The organism is Streptomyces sp. NBC_01497, from assembly GCF_036250695.1.
Taxonomy (GTDB): domain Bacteria; phylum Actinomycetota; class Actinomycetes; order Streptomycetales; family Streptomycetaceae; genus Streptomyces.
Window position 1 is genome coordinate 5,621,788 of the sequence record NZ_CP109427.1, and the last position, 21,499, is coordinate 5,643,286.

At 72.4% G+C, this 21,499-nt stretch carries 19 protein-coding genes; 11 read left to right on the forward strand and 8 right to left on the reverse strand.

The window, feature by feature from the left end:
• Position 1 precedes the first annotated feature (1 nt).
• The 5 genes from OG310_RS23625 to OG310_RS23645 all read left to right on the forward strand — a co-directional run bounded on the left by OG310_RS23625 (position 2) and on the right by OG310_RS23645 (position 5,535).
• The gene (locus OG310_RS23625; protein WP_329457869.1) at positions 2-1,132 is read left to right on the forward strand and encodes a mandelate racemase/muconate lactonizing enzyme family protein; all 1,131 of its coding nucleotides are present in this window, start codon (positions 2-4) and stop codon (positions 1,130-1,132) included.
• A gap of 337 nt (positions 1,133-1,469) precedes the next feature.
• A complete protein-coding gene (locus tag OG310_RS23630; protein WP_329457870.1) occupies positions 1,470-2,795 on the forward strand; it encodes an ABC transporter substrate-binding protein in 1,326 nt (441 codons plus the stop codon).
• 123 nt (positions 2,796-2,918) lie between these two features.
• The gene (locus OG310_RS23635; RefSeq protein ID WP_329457871.1) at positions 2,919-3,860 is read left to right on the forward strand and encodes a carbohydrate ABC transporter permease; all 942 of its coding nucleotides are present in this window, start codon (positions 2,919-2,921) and stop codon (positions 3,858-3,860) included.
• A complete protein-coding gene (locus OG310_RS23640) occupies positions 3,850-4,740 on the forward strand; it encodes a carbohydrate ABC transporter permease (protein ID WP_329457872.1) in 891 nt (296 codons plus the stop codon). Before OG310_RS23635 ends, OG310_RS23640 begins: the two co-directional genes overlap by 11 nt.
• A gap of 3 nt (positions 4,741-4,743) precedes the next feature.
• Positions 4,744-5,535 carry a sugar phosphate isomerase/epimerase family protein gene (locus OG310_RS23645; RefSeq protein ID WP_329457873.1) on the forward strand — a complete coding sequence of 264 codons (792 nt, stop codon included), beginning with the start codon at positions 4,744-4,746 and terminating at the stop codon, positions 5,533-5,535.
• A gap of 46 nt (positions 5,536-5,581) precedes the next feature.
• Here OG310_RS23645 and OG310_RS23650 read toward each other — a convergent pair whose 3' ends face one another.
• From OG310_RS23650 to OG310_RS23660, 3 genes are all read right to left on the reverse strand, one after another.
• Positions 5,582-6,040 carry a hypothetical protein gene (locus OG310_RS23650; RefSeq protein ID WP_329457874.1) on the reverse strand — a complete coding sequence of 153 codons (459 nt, stop codon included), beginning with the start codon at positions 6,038-6,040 and terminating at the stop codon, positions 5,582-5,584.
• 123 nt (positions 6,041-6,163) lie between these two features.
• The gene (locus OG310_RS23655; RefSeq protein ID WP_329457875.1) at positions 6,164-6,973 is read right to left on the reverse strand and encodes an Fpg/Nei family DNA glycosylase; all 810 of its coding nucleotides are present in this window, start codon (positions 6,971-6,973) and stop codon (positions 6,164-6,166) included.
• A gap of 16 nt (positions 6,974-6,989) precedes the next feature.
• On the reverse strand, positions 6,990-7,478 hold the full coding sequence (locus OG310_RS23660; RefSeq protein ID WP_329457876.1) for a ribose-5-phosphate isomerase: 489 nt from the start codon (positions 7,476-7,478) through the stop codon (positions 6,990-6,992).
• 212 nt (positions 7,479-7,690) lie between these two features.
• Between OG310_RS23660 and OG310_RS23665 the strand changes: the two genes are divergently transcribed.
• Entirely contained in the window at positions 7,691-9,193 is a 1,503-nt protein-coding gene (locus OG310_RS23665; RefSeq protein WP_329457877.1) for an amino acid permease, read from the forward strand.
• Positions 9,194-9,290: 97 nt separating this feature from the next.
• On the opposite strand, the gene OG310_RS23670 is transcribed toward OG310_RS23665, so the two are convergent.
• Together OG310_RS23670 and OG310_RS23675 are read right to left on the reverse strand one after the other, a co-directional pair.
• A complete protein-coding gene (locus OG310_RS23670) occupies positions 9,291-9,878 on the reverse strand; it encodes a biotin transporter BioY (RefSeq protein ID WP_329457878.1) in 588 nt (195 codons plus the stop codon).
• A gap of 282 nt (positions 9,879-10,160) precedes the next feature.
• A complete protein-coding gene (locus OG310_RS23675; protein ID WP_329457879.1) occupies positions 10,161-10,793 on the reverse strand; it encodes a mycothiol-dependent nitroreductase Rv2466c family protein in 633 nt (210 codons plus the stop codon).
• 169 nt (positions 10,794-10,962) lie between these two features.
• On the opposite strand from OG310_RS23675, the gene pepN reads away from it, so the two are divergent.
• Both pepN and OG310_RS23685 read left to right on the forward strand, forming a co-directional pair.
• Positions 10,963-13,539: an aminopeptidase N gene (gene pepN, locus OG310_RS23680; RefSeq protein ID WP_329457880.1), complete on the forward strand. Its 2,577-nt coding sequence runs from the start codon at positions 10,963-10,965 to the stop codon at positions 13,537-13,539.
• A 204-nt stretch (positions 13,540-13,743) separates the two neighbouring features.
• Positions 13,744-14,832 (forward strand): hypothetical protein, encoded by a 1,089-nt coding sequence (locus OG310_RS23685; RefSeq protein WP_329457881.1) that lies wholly within the window; start codon positions 13,744-13,746, stop codon positions 14,830-14,832.
• On the opposite strand, the gene OG310_RS23690 is transcribed toward OG310_RS23685, so the two are convergent.
• Both OG310_RS23690 and OG310_RS23695 read right to left on the reverse strand, forming a co-directional pair.
• Positions 14,821-15,267: an NUDIX hydrolase gene (locus OG310_RS23690; protein WP_329457882.1), complete on the reverse strand. Its 447-nt coding sequence runs from the start codon at positions 15,265-15,267 to the stop codon at positions 14,821-14,823. The two genes, OG310_RS23685 and OG310_RS23690, sit on opposite strands and share 12 nt — an antisense overlap.
• A gap of 59 nt (positions 15,268-15,326) precedes the next feature.
• Entirely contained in the window at positions 15,327-16,559 is a 1,233-nt protein-coding gene (locus OG310_RS23695; RefSeq protein WP_329457883.1) for a GNAT family N-acetyltransferase, read from the reverse strand.
• Positions 16,560-16,661: 102 nt separating this feature from the next.
• Here OG310_RS23695 and OG310_RS23700 point away from each other — a divergent pair, with 102 nt between their 5' ends.
• From OG310_RS23700 to OG310_RS23710, 3 genes are all read left to right on the forward strand, one after another.
• Positions 16,662-17,819 (forward strand): PP2C family protein-serine/threonine phosphatase, encoded by a 1,158-nt coding sequence (locus OG310_RS23700; protein ID WP_329457884.1) that lies wholly within the window; start codon positions 16,662-16,664, stop codon positions 17,817-17,819.
• Positions 17,816-18,343: a DinB family protein gene (locus tag OG310_RS23705; protein ID WP_329457885.1), complete on the forward strand. Its 528-nt coding sequence runs from the start codon at positions 17,816-17,818 to the stop codon at positions 18,341-18,343. Before OG310_RS23700 ends, OG310_RS23705 begins: the two co-directional genes overlap by 4 nt.
• Before the next feature lie 641 nt (positions 18,344-18,984).
• On the forward strand, positions 18,985-19,968 hold the full coding sequence (locus OG310_RS23710) for an aldo/keto reductase (protein ID WP_329457886.1): 984 nt from the start codon (positions 18,985-18,987) through the stop codon (positions 19,966-19,968).
• A gap of 98 nt (positions 19,969-20,066) precedes the next feature.
• Here OG310_RS23710 and OG310_RS23715 read toward each other — a convergent pair whose 3' ends face one another.
• The gene (locus OG310_RS23715) at positions 20,067-21,314 is read right to left on the reverse strand and encodes an acyltransferase family protein (protein ID WP_329457887.1); all 1,248 of its coding nucleotides are present in this window, start codon (positions 21,312-21,314) and stop codon (positions 20,067-20,069) included.
• Positions 21,315-21,499: the final 185 nt, after the last annotated feature.

The following is a 21,499-nucleotide window of genomic DNA, read 5'->3' on the forward strand; positions in this document are numbered from 1 at the left end:
CATGTCGCGTATCGCGGCGGTCGACGTCTTCGCCGTTGCCGTGCCGTTCGCCCGCAGATTCGTCCTCGGCAGCGGCACCGTCGGCACCCCCGACCAGGCGGGCTCCGTCATCTTCGTCAAGCTCACCACCGAGGACGGCGTCGTCGGCTGGGGCGAGCAGCGGGCCCTGCCGAGCTGGAGCTACGAGACCGCCGAGACCATCGCGGTCGTCATCAAGCGGCACCTCGCCCCGATACTCCTCGAACTCACCCCGTTCGACGTCGAGTTGTTCCATGCGCGGGCCTCCCGACGGCTGAGCCCCGCCGTCTCCAACGGCTTCCCCTTCGCGCGGGCGGCCGTCGACATCGCCCTGCACGACGCAGCGGGCAAACTGGCGGGCCTGCCGGTGCACGCCCTCCTCGGCGGACGGCTGACGGACACCGTCCCGCTGTGCTCCGCCATCGGTGTGGGGGAGCCGGACGCGGTGCGCGAGCACGCGCTCCAGTCCGCCGACTACGCCGCCTACAAGGTCAAGATCGGCGGGGACGTCGCCGCCGACGCGGCCGCCGTCGCCGCCGTCGCCGAGGTCGCGGGCGACAAACCCATCTGGCTCGACGCCAACCAGTCCTACCGTCCCGCCGCCCTGCGCCGACTGCTGGACGCCGTCGGGGACATCCGTACGATCCACTGCGTGGAGCAGCCCGTGCCCAGCACGGACACCCTCGCCCTGTGCCGGCTCCGCGAGATGATCGACCTGCCGGTGGCCATCGACGAGGGCAGCTTCAGCGCCCAGGACCTGGCCCGCGCCATGCGGCTCGGCGCCGCCGACCTGGTCGTGGTCAAGATCTGCAAGTCCGGCGGCATCCGCAACGCGCTGAAGACGGCGCAGGTCGCGCTCGCGGGCGGCCTCGAAGTGCTCGCCAGCGGACTGACCGACTGCGGGATCGGCTTCGCCGCCGCGCTGCACCTGTTCAGCCAGCTCGAACTGGCCCTGCCCGCCGAGCTGAACGGGCCCGAACTGCTCGCCGACCTCTACGTGGAGAACCTGTCGATCGAGGCCGCCGTGGCCCGGGTGCCCCAGGGGCCCGGCCTCGGTGTGGAGGTCGACGAGGAGCGCATCCGCGCCCAGGCGACGGAACTCTCCTTCACCTGAGCCGCGTTCGCCGTTCCCACGCATCTCCACCCGTCCCGCCGGCCGTCACGTGGAAACCCACCGCCGCGTCACCGGTCCCACCGGCCCTCACCAGGAAACCCACCGCCGCCTCACCGTTTTCCCCGGCTGTGACCAGACACCCCCAACGCGTCACCGATCTCACCGGTCATCACGCGAAACCCCTCGTGTGGCGGCGATCCCCCGACGCCCGCCGCAGCACCCACCGCGCGCGACCGGCAGCACCCGCACCCGCACCCGTAACCCACACCGCACCGGTACCCGTACCCGCACCGCACCCGTAACCCACCGAATCTCGCCGGCCCCTGAGGAGACGACGATGTCTTCCCCCTTCTCCCGCCGCTCCTTCCTCACAGCCGCCGCCGTGGCGGGCGCCGCGGCCGCGGCGGGCAGCGCCCTGTCGGGCTGCTCGTCGGGGCCCCCTGCGGGCACCGCCACCTGGTCCATGTGGTCCGACAGCCCTCAGGAACAGCAGGTGTGGACCGATTTCGGCGCGTACGTGCGGCGCGAGATGCGGGTCAGGTCCCTGTCCACCCTCACCCCCGCATCCGGCTACCCGACCAAGCTCGACCTGCAGCTCGTCAGCGGTACGGCGAGTCTGGTCACCGCGCTCAACGGCTGGCTGATCCCCACCTACGCGGCACGCGGCGCCCACCGCCCGCTCGACGACCTCATCGCGGCCGATCCGGACTTCGACACCGGCGACTTCTACCCGGACAGCCGGTCGATCTCGTCCTTCGCGGGCCGCACGTACGCCGTCGGCTTCGACGTGGCGCCCACGGTCCTCTACTACAACAGGACCCTGCTGGAGAAGAACGGCATCGCGCCGCCCTCGCCCACCGAGCCGATGAGCTGGGACACCTTCCGCGGCCTCGCCCGCGAACTGAGCGGACCCGAAGGGCAGTACGGGTTCACCTGCGCGCCGGCCATCGACGACCTGGTGTCCTGGATCTACTCGGCCGGTGGCAACGTCATGAACCGGGCCGCCGACCGGAGCATCCTCGGTGACGCGGAGGCCATGGAGGCGATCGACTTCGTCACCGGCCTCTTCGTCAAGGACCGGGTCACCCCGCCCATCGCGAACCTGGTCACCGAGAACGCCCTCGCCAACTTCCTCCAGGGCAACGTCGCGTTCATGCAGAACGGGCCCTGGCAGGTGGTGAACGTCCGTAAGGCGTCGTTCGACTGGGACATCGTCCCCTTCCCCGCGGGGCCGGCCGGCAGCAAGCCGCGGGTATCGGGCTCCAGCTTCGCGATCCCCGCAGGCGTAGGGGACGACCAACTCGGCCTGGCGTGGCGGCTGCTGAAAACCCTCACCAGCACCGGCGCGCTGAACATCTACGCACGGGCGGGCCGCAACAACCCCGCGCGGCTCTCCGCCTCGACGGCTTTCGCGCCGCCGCCCGCCAACCTCGGCATCGTGCGCAGGATCCTCGACAGGAGGGCCGGCAAGCTCGCGGGCGGCCACCCCTTCGACGTCACGACCAACTGGAACCAGGTGCGCCAACTCCTGGGGCAGGACCTGCCCCGGGCGTTTCTCGGCCAGGTCGGGGCGAAGGAGGCCGTCGCCGGTCTCACCCCCCGGCTGAACGTCCTGATGCGGCAGAACCAGGACGCCGTACGGCAGGCGTCCGCCAAGTCCTGAACGTGGCCGCTCCCACGTGGTGGCCGCCGCACCCGGACCGCCGCACTCCACCCCGTCCCGCCGGTCCGGCCCAGCCCGGCCCCCATGTCCCGCAAGCCCGCCCGACGTCCGAAGGAGGACGCCATGGCCGTCGAGGTCCATCCCGCCGCACCCGTCCGAGCGCCGGGGCCGCCGCGCGGCCGGCGCCACCGGTGGCGCGGCTCCGAGACGCTCGCCGCCTGGCTGTTCCTGCTGCCGAGCTTCGCCGGGTTCGTCGTCTTCACCGTCGTCCCCGTCCTGGGCGCCGGCACGATCTCCCTCCTGAACTGGAACCTGTTCTCCTCGCCGACCTGGGCCGGCCTGCACAACTTCGCCCGCCTCGGGCCCGATCCGACCTTCTGGTCGGCGCTCGGCAACACCGCGTACTTCACCTTCGTCAGCGTGCCGCTGACCCTGCTGGTCAGCCTCGGCCTGGCGCTGCTCCTCAACCAGGGGCTGCGGCACGTCGCGCTCTTCCGGTCACTGCTGCTCCTGCCGTACGCCACCATCACCGTCGCGGTGGCGTTCGTCTGGATCTGGCTGTACATCCCGCACGACGGGCTGGTCAACGCGGTGCTCGGGCTCGTCGGCCTGCACGGCCCCAGTTGGCTGATCTCCGACGAGTGGGCCATGCCCGCGCTGATCGTCATGAGTGTGTGGAAGAGTTTCGGCTTCGGCATGGTGATCTTCCTGGCCGGCCTCCAGGCCATTCCCCAGCAGCTGTACGAGGCCGCGCGGGTCGACGGCACCTCGCCGTGGCAGAGCTTTCGCAACGTCACCCTGCCGCTGCTCTCGCCCTCGGTGTTCTTCGTGGTCGTCACTTCGGTCATCGGGTCGTTCCAGGTCTTCGACCAGGCACTCGTGATGACGAACGGCGGTCCCGGATCCCGTACCACCACGCTCGTCATGTACATCTACCAGACCGGGTTCGAGAACTACGACCAGGGATACGCGGCCGCCCAGTCCCTGGTGCTGTTCGCGTTCATCGCCGTCATCACGGGCCTGCAGTTCCTGCTCCAACGGAGGCTGGTGCACTATGACATCTGACGCTCCCACCCTGGCCGGGAACGCGGTGCCGGGCCCGCTCGCGGCGAGCCTGCGGCGCTCCCCGGCGCTGCGGCGCAGACTGCTCGTCCTCGCCTGCTTCCTCGTCACCGCGCTCACCCTGACACCGGTCGTCATGATGCTGCTGGTGGCCTTCCAGTCCGACAGCGAGTCGATGGCGGCGAAGCCGTCGTTCTGGCCCGGGACCTGGCACTTCGAGAACATCAGCCGCGCGTTCCAGCTCGTCCCGCTCGGCCGCTACCTGCTCAACACCGTGTTCTTCGCGGGCGGTACGACCCTGCTGGAGACCGTCACCGCCGCGCCCGCCGCGTACGCCTTCGCCCGGCTCACCTTTCCGGGACGCGGTGTGCTGTTCGGTGTGTACCTGACGACCCTGATGATCCCGGCGCAGGTCACACTGATCCCGCAGTTCATCCTCGTGGCGAAGTTCCACGGTGTGGACACCTGGCCGGGCATGATCCTGCCGCACGCCTTCACCGCCCTCGGGGTGTTCCTGCTGCGGCAGTTCTTCCTCGGCATCCCCCGCGACTACGAGGAGGCGGCGCGGCTGGACGGCGCCAACCGCTGGCAGGCGTTCACCCGGGTGATCGTGCCGCTGGCGGTGCCCGCGATCGCGACGCTCGCGGTCTTCAAGTTCATCAGCCAGTGGAACAACCTGCTCTGGCCGCTGGTGGTGTCGAACAGCGACGCCACCAGGACCGCGGCCGTGGGACTGCAGGTGTTCCAGTCCACCGACGGCACCCAGTGGAACCTGCTGCTGATGGCCGCGTCCATCTGCACCGTGCCGCTGATCGTGCTGTTCTTCCTCACCCAGCGCTGGTTCGTCAAAGGCATCACCATGAGCGGACTCGGAGGCCGCTGAACCATGACATTCCTGTGGTCCGTCTTCACCAAGCCCTGGTCCGCACTGCCAGGGGAGGAGCTCGGCCCGCTCGTCGCGGGCCTCGGTTTCACGGGCGCCGAGGTGCCCGTACGCGACAACGCCCATGTCACGCCCGGCGAGGCCGAACGGCTGCTGCCTCAGCTGGCGTCCCGGCTGCGGGACGAAGGGGTCGAGGTGATCAGCATCGCCGGCGACCTCGACGAGCGGTTCTTCGCGGCCTGCGCCGCGGCGCGTGTCCCGCTCGTGCGGATCATGGCCGACCTCGGCCCCGACGGTTACGCGGAGTCGGTGCGGCGCGTGCGCGCCCGGCTGGAGGCCGCCGCGCCGCTGGCGCAGCGGTACGGAGTGGGGGTCGGTGTGCAGCCCCACCACGGCCGGTACGTCTCCTCGACCCTCGGCGTCCTCGGGCTGCTCGAAGGGCTGCCGGCCGAGCACTTCCGACTGGTGTGGGACGCCGCCCACGACGCCCTCGCGGGCGACGATCCGCGCGTCACCCTGCCGCTCGCGGCGGACCGGCTCGCGATCGTGAATCTGAAGAACGCCGTTCACGTGCCCGCCGATCCGCCCGTGCGTCCCCTCGGCGGCAACTGGACTCCCCGGTGGGTGCAGGGGGCCGAGGGGCTGGCCGACTGGGCGGTGGCGCTGCGGCAGCTCACCGAACTGGGGTACGCGGGCCCGGTCTGCCTCTCCGGCCAGTACTCGGACCCCGCGGTGCCGGTGGAGGAGCGCCTCGCGGTGGATCTGGCGGCGGCGCGGGCGGTGGCGGGGGAGTGACACGGCCGGGCTCCGGCCCGGCCGGTACGCCGTACTGCCGGCCGGGTCAGCCGCTGCCGTCGTCGCTGTCGTCGGGATCCGCGAGCAGAGCCCGCTCCCAGGGGGCCCGCGGTGCGTCCCCGGCCGGCAGCTTCTTGGTGGCGGAGTAGTGGGACCGCCCGGCCGCGACCCGCAGCATCTGGACGGGGAGCAGGAGGTACGCGCGCTTCCCGCGGATGCTCGCCCTGCCCGAGAAGACGGCGGTGATCACGTCGCCCAGGTGCCCGGCGGCGATGTCCTCCAGGATCCAGTCGTCCAGCACGAGCCGCACCTTGCGGGTGGTGGAGGACTTCCCCATGACGGCGAGGTACACGTCCGAGCCGGCCAGCGGGCCGGACCAGTCGGCGAACCAGTGCCCACGCCCCGCGGGCCGCTGGTCCAGCACGGCACCCCGGACCCCGAGCGACCGCAGCGCCGTCTCGGCCTCGGTCACCACGGGGAGCTTCTCGCCGCTCTTCGATGCCATCAACTCAAACGGTCTCACATACCGCGCCCGGTGGCCCGCCCGCAGCGGGCCCTCCGGCCGCCCCCGCGACACCGGGCCGGGCCACGCGGTGGGAGCCGCCGCCCGCCGTCCGCCGGACCCCCGCTAGGGGGCCTGGCAGGTCGGGCACCAGAAGAGGTTCCTGGCCGCCAGCGGAGCCGTGCGCACCGGGGTCCCGCACACCAGGCACGGCAGGTGCGTGCGCCGGTAGACGTACACCTCGCCGCCGTGGTCGTCCACGCGCGGCGGCCGGCCCATCGCCCCCGGTTCGTGCTCGGGGCGGACCGTGTCGATGCGGTTGTTGCGCACGCCCTCGCGCATCAGGGCCACCAGGTCCGCCCAGATCGCGTCCCACGCGGCCCTGGTGAGGTCCCTGCCCGCTAGGTAGGGGTCGATGCCGTGCCGGAACAGGACCTCGGCGCGGTAGACGTTGCCGACGCCGGAGACGATCCGCTGGTCCATCAGCAGCGCCGCGAGCGTCGTACGGGAGCGGGAGATCCGGGGCCACGCGTCGTCGGCCGAAGCGGCCGGGCGCAGCGGGTCCGCGCCGAGACGTTCGTGCACCGCCCGCTTCTCGCCGTCCGTGATCAGCGCGCACGTCGTCGGACCCCGCAGGTCCATGTACGCCGACTCGCCCACCAGGCGCAGCCGTACGGTGTCCGTGGGCGGCGGGGCGGGCGGCCCGCCGAACGCCACCTTGCCGAACAGCCCCAGATGGATGTGGACCCAGCCGGAGTTCTCGAAGCCGAGGAAGAGGTGCTTGCCGTGGGCGTCCGCGTCGTCCAGCACCCGTCGGTCGAGAAGCGCGGCGCTGTCGGAGAACTTGCCCTGGGGGCTGCTCACCCGGACCGCCCGGCCGCCGAAGCGGTCCAGGTGGTCCAGGGCGAGCCGGTGGATCGTGTGACCTTCGGGCACCAGCGGACCCTCGTGCTCAGTCCTGCTGCGGGTGGTGCGCGGGGACCGGCGGCAGTTCGCCCGTCTCCTCGTACGCCGTGAGCATGCCGATACGCCGGGCGTGCCGTTCCTCGCGCGAGTACGGCGTCTTCAGGAAGACCTCGACGAAGGACGTCGCCTCGTCCCTGCTGTGCATCCGCGCGCCGACGGAGACGACGTTCGCGTCGTTGTGCTCGCGGCTCAGGCGTGCGGTCTCCTCGCTCCACGCGAGGGCGGCGCGTACGCCCTTGACCTTGTTCGCGGCGATCTGCTCGCCGTTTCCGGAGCCGCCGATCACGATGCCGAGGCTGTCCGGGTCCGCCGCCGTACGCTCCGCGGCGCGCAGGCAGAACGGCGGGTAGTCGTCCTGGTCGTCGAGGATGCGGGGACCGCAGTCGACCGGTTCGTGGCCGTGCGAGGTCAGCCACTGGACAAGATGATTCTTGAGTTCGTAGCCCGCGTGGTCGGAGCCGAGGTAGACGCGCATGTCCCGAGTGTGGCACGGGAAGCGGTGGGTAATGGGCAGGGGGCTCGCCTTGTGTTGATCTGGACCCGACAATGCTGGGCAGGCCGTGACCGGGTGCGGCGGAGTGCCGCGCGTGCGGGCACTTCCTCCTCGCGAGCCCCCGCGCCCGGCCGCCGTCCGCCCGTACACCGAATGACGCCAGCGTCATGGACCTAACCGAGGGATGCACCAACATGACTCGTCCCCCCACCGTCACCGCGGACGGCGGAGCCCCCGCCGGGCCACCGCCCCCCGCCCAGCCCTCAGCCGGTGACGGCGGTCTGCGCCCCGGGCTCAGGAACCGCCACCTGTCGATGATCGCGATCGGCGGCGTCATCGGCGCGGGACTCTTCGTGGGTTCGGGCTCCGGCATCGCCGCCGCCGGGCCCGCCATCCTCGTCTCGTACGCCCTGGTCGGCCTGCTGGTCGTCCTGGTGATGCGGATGCTCGGCGAGATGGCGGCGGCGAACCCGACCTCCGGGTCGTTCTCCGCGTACGCCGACCGGGCACTGGGCCGGTGGGCGGGATTCTCGATCGGCTGGCTCTACTGGTTCTTCTGGGTGGTCGTGCTCGCGGTCGAGGCGACCGCGGGCGCCACGATCCTGAACGGCTGGGTGCCGGCGATCCCGCAATGGGGCTGGTCGCTGATCGTGATGCTCGTACTGACGGGCTCGAACCTCGCGTCCGTCGCCTCGTACGGCGAGTTCGAGTTCTGGTTCGCGGGCATCAAGGTCGTCGCGATCGGCGCGTTCATCATCATCGGTCTGCTCGCCGTCTTCGGCGTGCTCCCCGGCTCCGACAACGCCGGCGCGGGCTTCTCCCACCTCTCGGACGCGGGCGGATTCCTGCCGAAGGGGCCCGGCGCGATCCTCACCGGTGTGCTGCTGGTGGTGTTCTCCTTCATGGGCAGCGAGATCGTGACCCTCGCGGCCGGCGAGTCCGCCGACCCCAGGCGCGCCGTGTCCAAGGCCACCAACAGCGTCATCTGGCGTATCTGCATCTTCTATCTGGGCTCGATCTTCGTCGTGCTGGCACTGGTGCCGTGGAACGACAAGTCCATCGCGAAGGACGGCAGCTACGTCGCGGCGCTCGACACGATAGGCATTCCGCACGTCGGCACAGTGATGGACGTGATCGTGCTGACGGCCGTGCTGTCCTGCCTCAACTCGGGCCTCTACACGGCCTCGCGGATGGCGTTCTCGCTGGGCCGGCGCGGTGACGCGCCGCGGGCCTTCACCCGTACGAGCCGGCGCGGGGTGCCGCACGTGGCGATCATGTCGTCGGTGGCGTTCGGCTTCGTCGCGGTGTGGTTCAACTACCAGTGGCCCGACACGGTCTTCCAGTTCCTGCTGAACTCCTCGGGCGCCGTCGCGCTCTTCGTGTGGCTGGTGATCTGCCTGACGCAGCTGCGGATGCGCCGGATCATCCTGCGGGAGTCGCCGGACAAGCTCGTCGTGCGCATGTGGCTGTTCCCGTACCTCACCTGGGTGACGGCCGCGGTCATCGTCTTCGTCGTCGGCTACATGCTCACGGACGACTCGGCACGCGACGAGATGCTGCTGTCGCTGCTGGTGGCGGCGATCGTGGTGGCCATCGCGGTCGTGCGCCGCGCGGTGGGCAGGGAGACCCCGGCGGCGGTGCCCGCCGTCGAACCGGCGGGCGCCGCGCCCGCCGGTTCGCCGGAGGGTCCCGCGTAGCGGCCGCGCCCCGTCCCCGTTCGCGGGTGCCACGCGTGAGGCCCCGCTCCCCGGAAGCGATGACAGGGGAGCGGGGCCTCACGCGGTGCACGGGTGGTCAGCGGCGGTCCGCCAGCTTCCAGGAGGCCGGCAGCGCGCCCATCGCGAGGGCGGCCTTGATCGCGTCGCCGATCAGGAAGGGCACGAGCCCGGCCGCGATCGCCGCGCCCGCGGACATGCCGGTCGACAGGGCCAGATAGGGCACGCCGATCGCGTAGACGACGGCTGAACCGATCACCATCGTGGCCGCCGTGCGGGGCACCGAGCGGTCGCCGCCGCGCCGGGCCAGCGCGCCGACGACGGCGGACGCGGCGAGCATGCCGAGCACGTAACCGAACGAGGCGCCGCCGGCGCCCGAGGTGCCGCCGGAGAACCACGGCAGCCCCGCCAGGCCCAGCACGGTGTAGAGCGCGAGCGAGAGGAAACCGCGGCGCGCGCCGAGGGCGCTGCCCACGAGCAGGGCCGCGAAGGTCTGCCCGGTGACGGGCACCGGCGAGCCGGGGACGGCCACGGACAGCTGCGCGGCGAGCCCGGTGAGCACGGCGCCCCCGGCGACGAGCGCGATGTCGCGGGTACGGGTGGCGGGGATGAGGTCGGCGAGAACGCCGGCGCGGGAGGCGGCCGCTGTGGGCGCGACGGTGCTCATGGGGGCTCCGCGGGGTGAGGTCGGACGGATGGTCGAATCGCCTCGACGTTAACCCACGGGGCGGCCCGCCCCGGCCGTCGGAGCCCCACAAAGCCGAGGCCACAGCGTTGTGGACCGTGTACGCGCGGCATACCCCGGGCGCCGCGCGGCCCCGGACAGGCCCTTCCCCCGCGTGGGGCACGTACCTCGGGACCGGCAGCCGGCAGCGCCCGGCGGGGCGTCGCCCGCGCCGTAGGACTGCCGGCGGCCCGGGGCTCCTCGGAGCCCCGGGCCGTTGAGACCTCAGTCGAAGACCGGGCCCTGGGTGCGCGTGCGCTTGAGCTCGTAGAAGCCCTTGACCGACGCCACCATCAGCGTGCCGTCCCAGAGCCGCAGCGCCTCCTCGCCCTTGGGCGCCGGGGTCACGACGGGGCCGAAGAACGCGACCTGCTCGCCGTCCGCACCCGGCACGGCGATGACCGGGGTGCCGACGTCCTGGCCGACCTTGTCGATGCCCTCCTGGTGGGAGGCCCGCAGTTCGGTGTCGTAGGCGTCCGAGTCCGCGTACTCGATGAGGTCGGCCGGCAGGCCGACGTCCGCGAGCGCGCCCGCGACGGCCTCGCGCGTGGGGCCCTCGCCCTTGTTGTGGATGCGGGTGCCGAGCGCGGTGTACAGCGGACCGACGACGTCGTCGCCGTGCTTGATCCGGGCGGCGATGACGACGCGGACGGGCGCCCAGGCCTTCGTCGCCATCAAGTCCCGGTACTCCTCCGGCATCTCGTCCAGCCGCGGCTCGTTCAGCACCGCGAGGCTCATCACGTGCCACCGGATGTCCAGGTTCCTGGCCTGCTGGACCTCCAGCACCCAGCGGGAGGTCATCCACGCCCAGGGGCACAGCGGGTCGAACCAGAAGTCGACCGGGGTCTTCTCCGACATGTCTCTCCTCGAAAGCTCCATACAGGACACACCTCGTCGTGAGGCCCAACGTACGCGCGGCCCCGCCACATTCCCGGAACGCGGGCGACCGCCTGCCTCTGCCGCACTGCCGACATGCGAGGATCGACCCGGTTGTGAGACGTCCGTGAGCTGCGAAGGAGCTGCCCCCGTGCCTGGAGAGAACCTGTCCCGCGACGAGGCCCGTCAGCGGGGAGATCTGCTGTCCGCCACGGGTTACGAGGTCGCCCTCGACCTCCGCTCGGCGGTCGGCGAGGGCCCCGTGGCCGGGCCCCGTACGTTCCGGTCCGTCACCACGCTCCACTTCACCTGCGCCCGCCCCGGCGCTGCGACCTTCGTCGACCTGATCGCCCCCTCGGTGACCAGCGTCACACTCAACGGCCGCGCCCTCGACCCCGCCACCGTCTTCGACGGCGTACGCATCGCGATCGACGACCTCCAGGCGGAGAACACACTCGTCGTCGACGCGCAGTGTGCGTACAGCAGGACCGGCGAGGGCATGCACCGCTTCGTCGACCCCGAGGACGGCGAGGTCTACCTCTACACGCAGTACGAGCCGGCCGACGCCCGCCGCGTCTACGCCAACTTCGAGCAGCCAGACCTCAAGGCCCCGTACCGCTTCGAGGTCACGGCCCCCGACGACTGGCAGGTGTGGAACAACGGCGCGGGCGATCGGGGAGCCGACGGTGTGTGGCGCTTCGCGCAGACCAAGCCGATCTCCACGTACATCACGGCCGTCGTCGCGGGCCCGTACCACTACGTGAGCGACACCTACCGGCGCGCCCTGCCCGGCGGTGGCGAACTGGAGATCCCGCTCGGCGCCCTGTGCCGCAAGGGCCTCGCCAAGCACTTCGACGCGGACGACATCTTCCTCGTCACCAAACAGGGCCTGGACTTCTTCCACGACAACTTCGACTTCCCCTACCCCTTCGGGAAGTACGACCAGGCGTTCGTGCCCGAGTACAACCTCGGCGCGATGGAGAACCCGGGCCTCGTGACCTTCCGCGAGGAGTACATCTACCGCGGCAAGGTCACCCAGGCGTCCTACGAGCGCCGGGCCAACGTCATCCTGCACGAGATGGCGCACATGTGGTTCGGTGACCTCGTCACCATGCGGTGGTGGGACGACCTGTGGCTGAAGGAGTCCTTCGCCGATTTCATGGGCGCCTTCTCGATGGTCGAGGCGACGCGCTTCACCAACGGCTGGATCACCTTCGCCAACAACCGCAAGGCCTGGGCCTACCGCGCGGACCAGCTGCCCTCCACGCACCCCATCACCGCGGACATCCGCGACCTGGAGGACGCGAAGCTCAACTTCGACGGCATCACCTACGCCAAGGGCGCCTCCGTGCTCAAGCAGCTGGTGGCGTACGTGGGCAGGGACGCGTTCCTGGAGGGCGCACGCCGCTACTTCAAGCGGCACGCGTACGGCAACACGGAGCTCGGCGACCTGCTCGCCGTGCTGGAGGAGACCTCCGGCCGTGACATGGCGGGCTGGGCCCGCTCGTGGCTCCAGACCGCGGGGGTCAACTCGCTGACCCCGCAGGTGGCGTACGACGCCGAGGGCCGCGTCCAGGAGCTCGCCGTCGTCCAGGACGCGCCGAAGGAGCACCCCGAACTGCGGCCGCACCGCGTCGTGGTGGCCCTCTACCGGCTCTCGCCGGAGGGTGAACTCGCCGCCTACGCGACGGCGGGGACCGATGTCTCGGGTCCGCGCACGGTCGTCGCGGAGCTCGCCGGGGCCGAGCGTCCCGACCTGATCCTCGTCAACGACGAGGACCTGACCTACTGCAAGACCCGCCTCGACGACGCGTCGCTCGACACCCTGCGCACCCGCCTCGGCGCCCTCACGGATCCGATGGCGCGAGCGCTGTGCTGGTCGGCGCTGTGGAACATGACGCGCGACGCGCTGCTGCCCGCCCGGGACTTCGTGGCGCTCGTGCTCGCGCACGCGGGCCGCGAGAGCGACATCGGTGTGCTCCAGATGCTGCACACGTGGGCGAACTCCGCCCTCGTGCACTACGCGGCGCCCGCCTGGCGCGCCGAGGGCGGGCGGCTGCTCGCGGAGGGCGCCCTGCGCGAGCTGCGCGACGCCGAGCCGGGCAGCCAGCACCAGCTGACCTGGGCCCGCTTCTTCGCCCAGGTCGCCGCGAGCGACAGCGACCTGACGTTGTGTCAGGCCTTGCTCGACGGCTCGGAGCAGGTGCCGGGACTCGACGTGGACCAGGAGCTGCGGTGGGCCTTCCTCAGCCCGCTGGCCTCCCACGGCCGCGCCGGCGCGCCCGCCATCGCGGCCGAACGCGCCCGCGACGACACCGCGTCGGGTGAGCGCCACGCGGTGCGCTGCCTCGCGTCGCGCCCCTCGCCCGAGGTGAAGGCCGCCGCGTGGAGCGACGTCGTGGAGCACGACGCCCTGTCCAACGCGCTGGTGGAGGCGACGATCGCCGGGTTCGCGCAGTCCGGGCAGCGCGAACTGATCGCGCCGTACGCCGAGAAGTACTTCGCGGCCGTGGAACGCGTCTGGGCCGACCGGTCGATCCAGATCGGCATGCTCGTCGTACGCGGCCTGTTCCCGGACCTCCAGGACGACCCGGCGACGCTCGACGCCGCCCGCACCTGGCTGGCCGGGCACAAGGACGCGGCGCCCGCGCTGCGCCGCCTCGTGACGGAGGCGGAGGACGACCTGGCGCGCGCCCTGCGCGCCCAGGAGCGCGACGCCGCGGCGTGAACTCCGCGCCGGCCGGCCGTGCGGGGTGATGTCGATACCGGCCGGCTGCGGCGGTGTCAACTCCGTCGCGGCCGGCTGTGACCCGAACGGGTGGCTCCCTGCTCGGCAGTCGAACGTCCGTACTTTAGGACGGGCTTGTCCGGTTTGCGCAACGCCCTTGTAACAGGGGTTAGCGGGGCGCGGGAGAGGGGGGAGACCGGGAGCATGAACAACAACAGCACCCCCCTCTCCAACTCCCCCCGCCCCGGCTGCGACGGCCGCCCCACCGGTGGCGCTCCCGCCGGCGCCCCCCTCCTCGCGGAGGCCGCAGGCGCCGCAGTGCCGCGCCTGCTGACGACGGCGCAGCTGCGGGCGCGCGGAGTGCCGGCGGCCACCGCCGCCGCCCACAGCCGCCCCGGTGGGGCCTGGCAGCAACTGCTGCCCGGTGTCTTCCTGCTGCACCGGGCACCGGCCACGGGGGAGGACCGCCTGCGGGCGGCGCTGCTCTACGCGGGACGCGCCCTGCCGGCCCAGCAGTCGGGCAGCGGCAGCGGCCGGCCGGCCGCGATGCTCACCGGCCTTGCCGCGCTCTCCGCCCACGGCTTCGAAGCGGTGCCCCCGGTGCCGTCCCTGGAGACGCTCGACGTCCTCGTGCCCCGCACCAGGCGCCTGCGCTCCACCGGATTCGCGCGGCTGATCCGCACGGCCGCGCTGCCCGAGCCCGAAGTCGTCGGCGGTCTCGCCCTCGCCCCGGTCGCCCGCGCGCTGGCGGACGCCGTGGCGGACGTGCGGGACGCCGCGTCCCTGCGCCGGCTGCTGACCGAGGCCGTGCGGGACGGGTACTGCGAACCTGGGGCGATCGTCACCGAGTTGGCGGCCGCGCGGCTGCTGGCCCGCCCGCACGTCGTGGGCGCGGTCGACGCCCTCCTCGCCGAGGGCAGGGCCCGCGCCGAGGAGCGGCTGTACACGCTCGTGCACGACAACGCCCTGCCCGAGCCGCTGTGGAACGTCGACCTGCGGCTGCCCGGAGGGCCCTACCTCGGCGGGGTGGACGCGTTCTGGCCCGGGCAGGCCGTCGCGGTCGAACTCGACACCCGGGCACCGAGGTTCTGCGGCAGCTTCGAGGACGACGCCCGCTGGGAGGCGGGCGCCGCGAAGCGCGAGCACCTGGAGCGGCTCGGCATCACCGTCGTCCACCTCACGCCCCGCAAGCTGCGGGACGCCCCCGACCAGCAGGCCGTGGTGGTACGGACCGCGCTGACGGCCGCCGACGAGCGGGAGCCCGCCGCGTACGTGGTGGTACTACCGAGGTGACGTCTTCGGGAGGTGTCCGACGGCGGGCCGCTCCCGCCACAACCGCAGCGCCAGATCGACCAGTTCGACCCGGGCCAGGTTCGCCACCGCCTCCAGCGGGTGCCAGGCCGCCAGATCCGTCGACCCGTGCGGCTCGGCCCGCAGGGCGCCGCCGGTGATCTCCCCCTCGTACAGGACGCGCACGGTGTGCAGGTCGCCCCGCTGCTGGGAGTCCACACCGAGCAGCGCCGCCATCCGCGACAGGTGGCCGGTCTCCTCCTCCACCTCCCGCACGACCGTGTCGAACGGGTCCTCGCCGGGATCCGTCCCGCCGCCCGGCAGCGTCCACCGTCCGGCGACCGACTGGTCGCGCAGATGCGGGACGAGCCGCGACAGCAGTATGCGGCCGTCGTCGACCAGGACGGCGTAGGCGGCCACGCGAAGTGAGGTACGCATCGGCGCAGGGTACCCACCGCAAACCGTCGGCCGCCCGGCATTTTGCCCCGTCGGGAGGGTCAGAAGCCGTGCGGCAGCCAGGGCGCCACCTCGGAGCCGAACGCCGCCGACGCGGACGCCAGCGCACCGGGCCGCAGCTCCCGCACCCGTCCCGCGTCCGCCAGTTCGCGCAGCGTCGCACCGCCGAGGTAGGCGGCGCCGATCTCCCGTACCGACAGCGACAGGTCAGCGGCGTCCGTCGTGGGCCCGCACACCGCGCCGTCGCCGTCGCCGCTCAGCCGCACCCGGCCCGCGTTCCACGGGCAGAAGGCGTCCGCCACCTCCAGCACCACGTCCACCGGGGCACGGTAGGTACGGGCCGCGAGCGCGGCTCCCACCTCCACCGGTCGCAGATACAGGTCGTCCCGGATCCTGAGGCCCGAACGGCGCACGTCCGAGACGAGATGCAGGAGCGGGTCGTCCACCGGGCGGCGGCGCGCGGTGACCGTCCATGTCAGGTCGATGCCGCACAGGAACCTCCACAGCGCCGCGTACGACGCGGGGTCGAGCCCGTACACCTCCCGGACCCGGACCGCGCCGTTCGCGCCCCCAGCATCCGAGTCGCCCGTCGTGGCGAACAGCGCGAACCCCAGACTCTCGCCGTCCCGTTCGGCCAGCACGCACTGCAGCGGCGACGCCCCGTCGCGGCCCTCCGGCGGGTCCAGCAGCGACAGCCGCTCCCAGCCGGGCTGCCGGGCAAGCATGCCGGGCCGGACCGGCACGGCCCGCGCGTAGATCTCCTCGATGCTCCGGCCCGTGGCCGGATCGGCGGGCGACGCGTACCGCAGGGCCACCGCGTCGGTGCCCTCGGGCGCCTCGATCCGCACGCGCGTCGTGTCGATCTCCACCGACAGCTGCCGCGTCGCCGACCCGTACCCGAACCGTCCATAGATGTCCGGTTCGGAGGCGGTCAGTACGGCCAGCGCCTCGCCCCGCTCCCGTACGTCGTCCAACTGCCGCCGCATCATGGACCGCAGCAGCCCCCGGCGCCGGTGCGTGGCCGCGACGCTCACCATGGTCACCCCGGCGGCGGGCACCAGCGCGCCGCCCGGCACCGACAGCCGGAACGAGAACGCCCCCGCGGTACCGACGCAGCTCTCCCCGTCCCACAGCCCGAGACTGCGCTCCGGCTCGGTCAGGGCGTCCCACAGGTCGCGCTCCTCGGGCAGGTCGCCCGCACCGCCGAACGCGCGCAGCAACTGTCCGTACCAGCGGTCCCAGTGGTCCTTGTGCAGTACGCGCAGTTCCGTCATCCGCCCATCAGTACCAGCCAGGGGCTGCCATGGCGATCCGATATCGAACACAATGGGCCCCCTCTGCACGGCGGGCGAACAGATCGATAGGGTCCAACCACCATGGCCGGTGTTGCGGGAGCGGAATCGTATGCGGCCCGGATGCGCAGGAGACTGCACCGGGTGCGCACGGCGCTGCGCCGGTCCGGAGTGGACTACTTCCGCGGCGACGGGTCCGACTGGATCGCCATGATCGGCCTGTTGCTGCTCGTGCCCGCGATCACCGTGAGCACCCTGGCGATGCCGCTGTGGTGCGCGCCGTCCGCGCTGGTCGTGCCGATCGTCGCGGGCGGGCTGCTGCTGCGGCCCGCCAGCCTGCTCGGCCTGTACGCGGCGTCCGCGGCGGCGCTGATCATCGAGTCGATCGTGCTCGGCCCCTACAACGAGGGGCCGGGACGCGTCACCCCCGGCACCGTCCTGGTGGTCGCCGCGTGCGGCCTCTTCGGGCTGCTGCTCGCGCAGTTCAGGGCGCGCGTGGGGGTGCCCTGGCGGCGCGGCGGGACCATGCTGTTCGACCTGCGCGAGCGCATCCGCGTGCAGAGCGCGCTGCCCGCACTGCCGAAGGGCTGGTACCGGGAGTGGTCGCTGCGTCCGGCGGGCGGCCAGTCCTTCTCCGGTGACTTCGTCGTCGCCGCGAGGACCAACGGCGGCAGGACCCTGGAGGTCGTCCTCACCGACGTGTCCGGCAAGGGCATGGACGCGGGCTCACGGGCGCTGCTGCTGTCGGGCGCGTTCGGCGGGCTGCTCGGCTCGCTGCCGCCGCACGGCTTCCTGCCGGCCGCCAACGGCTACCTGCTCAGACAGGACTGGGACGAGGGCTTCGCCACCTCCATCCACCTCGTGCTCGACCTGGACTCCGGCGACTACGAACTCCTCTCGGCGGGCCACCTGCCCGCCCTCCAACTGCACGCGGGCACCGGCCTGTGGGAGGAGAAGTCGGGCGAGGGCCCGCTCCTCGGGGTCTACGACGGCGCGCAGTTCGACCCGGTCAAGGGCGCACTGCGGCCCGGGGACGTCCTGATGCTGTTCACCGACGGCCTCGTGGAGGCGCCGGGCCGCGACCTCGGCGAAGGCATCGACCGGCTCACCGGCGCGGCCGACCGGTACGTCAAGGCGGGCTTCGAGGGCGCCGCGTGGCACCTCATCGAAGCGGTCGCCAAGGACGTCAACGACGACCGGGCGCTGCTCCTGCTCACCCGCGACGCGGACGTGGCGCCGTGACCACGGGCGACTGGCGGAGCCTGGCCGCCCGCCAGTTCGTCCGCATGCACACCGACCTGACGGCGCTGCTCACCGGCGTCCCCGACCGGATGCTGCACGTCCGCCCGGCGGCGCTGCCCGGCGCCAACACCCCCGCCTGGCTCCTCTGGCACGTGGCACGCGGCCAGGACCGCAACGTCTCCGAGCTCCTCGGCCGCGCGCAGCTGTGGACGGCGGGGGACCGGGCCGCCCGCTTCGGCCGCCTCCCGGACCCCGCGGACACCGGCCTCGGACACACCCCTGAGGAAGCGGCCGCCTTCCACGTCCCCTCCCCGGCCGGAGAGACGCTGGCCGCGTACCTGGCCGACGCGCACGCCCGCACCCTGGCGTACCTGGCCGGGGCGCCCGGGGACGACGCGACGAGAGCCGTGACAAGCCCCACACTGCGTGACACCCGCACGGTGGAGGAGCGCCTGGCGGCCCTGCTCCGCGACGGCTTCGAGCACACGGGCCAACTGAGCGTGCTGCTGCCGTCGGCAGGCTGAGGCGGACCCTCGCCGCCGGCCGGAGCGCGGCGCGCACGCACCCGCGCGCGGGGCCCCTCGTGGCGCGGTCCTGCCCCAGCGCCCGTTCGAACCAGCGACGACGAGGAGCCGGCGTACGAGCCGAAGGGTGGGATCGGGCGGTAGCCGCACCGGCGGCAGAAGCGCACGGCCCCAGGCTGCCGGTCCCCCTCTCCAGCCGCAGCCCCGTCCAGCCATGGGCCCGCGCCCGGTCCTCCAGAGCCACGGCAGCTCTGCCGCCGCCCCCGGAGCCGCGCCGGGCGGGCGCCACGTACATGCGCTTGATCGCCCGCGCTGCGGCCGAGGTCCCGCGGACCACCGCAGCCGACGGCCGTGCCGTCGTCCGCGAAGGCCACCAGGAAGACCGCGATGTCCCGCGCCGACGGCGGCGTTCCCGGTCCGCTGTCGGGTGTGCCGTAGATCTCCGCGATGTCGCGGCGCTGCCCCTCGCGCGGTGCGACCGCCTCCGAGCGGTGCCACGCGACCTGTTCGCCCCGCATGGCCCGCATGGCCCGGATGGTGCGCCAGGGATGTCCCCGGCCGGTGAACCGCCCCGCCCACGGGGACCCCGACGCGCGCCGGCCTTGCCTTCGGGTGCGCTCCAACTCCTAGCGTCACGGGCCATGGACACCAGGACATTGGGACACAGCGACCTCCGCGTCAGCGCGCTCGGCTTCGGCTGCTGGGCCATCGGCGGCGAATGGCGGGGCCCCGACGGCGGGCCGCTCGGGTGGGGAAGCGTCGACGACGACGAGTCCGTCGCCGCGGTCCGCCGCGCCCTCGATCTCGGCGTCACCTTCTTCGACACCGCGGACGTGTACGGCACCGGCCACAGCGAGCGCCTCCTCGGCCGTGCCCTCGCGGGCCGGCGCGACGACGTCGTCATCGCCACCAAGTGGGGCAACGTCTTCGACGAGGGAACGAGGACCCTCACCGGCGAGGACCCCGGCCCGGCCCACGCGCGGCGCGCCCTCACCGCCTCGCTCCGGCGCCTTCGCACCGACCACGTCGACCTCTACCAGCTCCACCTGGCGGGCGCTTCGCCCGAGGAGGGGGCCGCCCTGCGCGAAACCTGCGAGGACCTCGTACGCGAAGGGCTCGTACGCGGTTACGCCTGGAGCACGGACGACCCCGGGCGGGCGGCCGTCTTCGCCGCGGGTCCGCACTGCCTCGCCGTCCAGCACGCGTGCAACGTCCTTGAGGACGCACCCGAGATGCTCGACCTCACCGCGCGGTACGGCCTCGCGAGCGTGAACCGCAGCCCGCTCGCCATGGGCCTGCTCACCGCGAAGCGGGGCTCAGGCAGCCGGGGCGCGACGGGCGACATCAGGGCCGTACCGCCGTCCTGGCTGCGGTTCTTCGAGCAGGGCGGGGTCCCGGCGCCCCACTGGGCGGCGCGCGTGGACGCGGTCCGCTCCGTCCTGACCAGCGGCGGGCGCACCCTCGCCCAGGGCGCCCTCGCCTGGCTCTGGGCCCGGGGCGCGCACACCGTGCCCATCCCCGGTTTCCGCACCGTCGCGCAGGCCGAGGAGAACGCGGGCGCGATGGCGTACGGCCCGCTCACCGCGGCGCAGCTGACGGAGATCGACGGGCTGCTCGGCCGGTAGACGTGCGGGCCGCGCGGCCCGGGAACGACGAACGGCCGGTGCGGCCTCAACCAGCCGCACCGGCCGTACGCCCGTCTCAAGGGGCCGATGGCGTGTGCTCAGCCACCGGCCCGGAACGCCCACGCCATGTCCGGCTCGGTCGCCCAGCGAAACGCCCGCCGGACCGGCGGACTGCACAGGACCGTCACGACCGCCGCCGCTGTGACGGACACCACGACCTCGCCCGACGGGGCGCTCAGCCACGGGTTGTCGAAGACCCCCGCGAACCCGAGGCCCTTGATCACGAAGCCGTGCAGCAGGTAGCCGCAGATCGTCCCCGTGCCCAGCACCGTGAACCACATGTGCCGGCCGGGCACCCAGGACAGGAAGCACGCCGTCAGCAGCATCGAGCAGAGGAACAGGCCCAGTTCCATGGCGGGCCCGGTCCACCACGCGTGATGCAGCTGCTGCGCGCTGGTGTTGTGGTAGAGCCAGCCGGACGCGAAGCTCGGGGCGATCACGTACGAGAAGGCCAGCGCCGCCAGGACCACCGGCACCGTGAGCATCCTCACTTCGCGGCGCCGCACCAGCTGGAAGTGCTCCGGCTTCAGGCACAGGCCGAGCACGAAGTACGGGAGGAACTGCAGCACCCGCTGGAGGTCCAGATCGGTACCGATCGACGGGCAGAACGACGCGAGCATCGCGATCACCAGTGCGACCGGCAGGGGGTGGCGGATCGCCTGCCACAGGGGCGTCGTGAGCCGCCAGACGAACAGGGCGATCAGGAACCAGGTGAGGAACCAGGGGTCCTGGAGGCTGATGGTCAGGTGGTGCGGCTTCTCCCCGGCCCAGCGCAGCAGCGAGTACGCCGTCTCGAAGATGACGTACGGCACCGCGACGCCCGTCACCAGCCGTTTCAGCTGGTGCGGCCTGGCCGTGAAGGTCCGGGAGAAGTAGCCGGAGATGACGATGAAGGCCGGCATGTGGAACGTGTAGACGACCATGTACAGCGCCTTGGTCGTGCGGCTGCCGTCCATGATCGGTTCCCACGAGTGGGCCACCGCCACCAGCACGATCGCCAGGTACTTCGCGTTGTCGAAGTACGCCTCGCGCTTCTTCGCGGCGGGCTTCGCGCGGGCGGCCGGCCCGGCCGTGGCCGCGGGCCTGTCGCGGGAACCGGTCTCCGTGCGCGGCGCGATGGTGGACGTCACACGTCCCGAAGACGTAGCTCGCGTGGACGGATGGCCCGTGCCCGGCGGCGTGTCGGCCACCGTGGTCGATGCGTTCGCGACGGCCGTGCGGGCGGATTCCTGCTGCCCGTCGCCCGGCCGGGAGGTCTTCTCATATCCCTGTGACGCCTGAACCATTTGACGCACCCTAGACCCGCACAATGCATTTCGTAAAACCGCTGTACCTGATGGCCCATAGGAGCGGGAAACTGACAACAACCGTGCGCTATGCCCTGATTCATCCGTCTTCAAGCGGGCATATCGGCACGCTCCGACGTGAGACCCCATCGCACCTCAATTGCCTTCCCGGCGCCCTGGTCGGC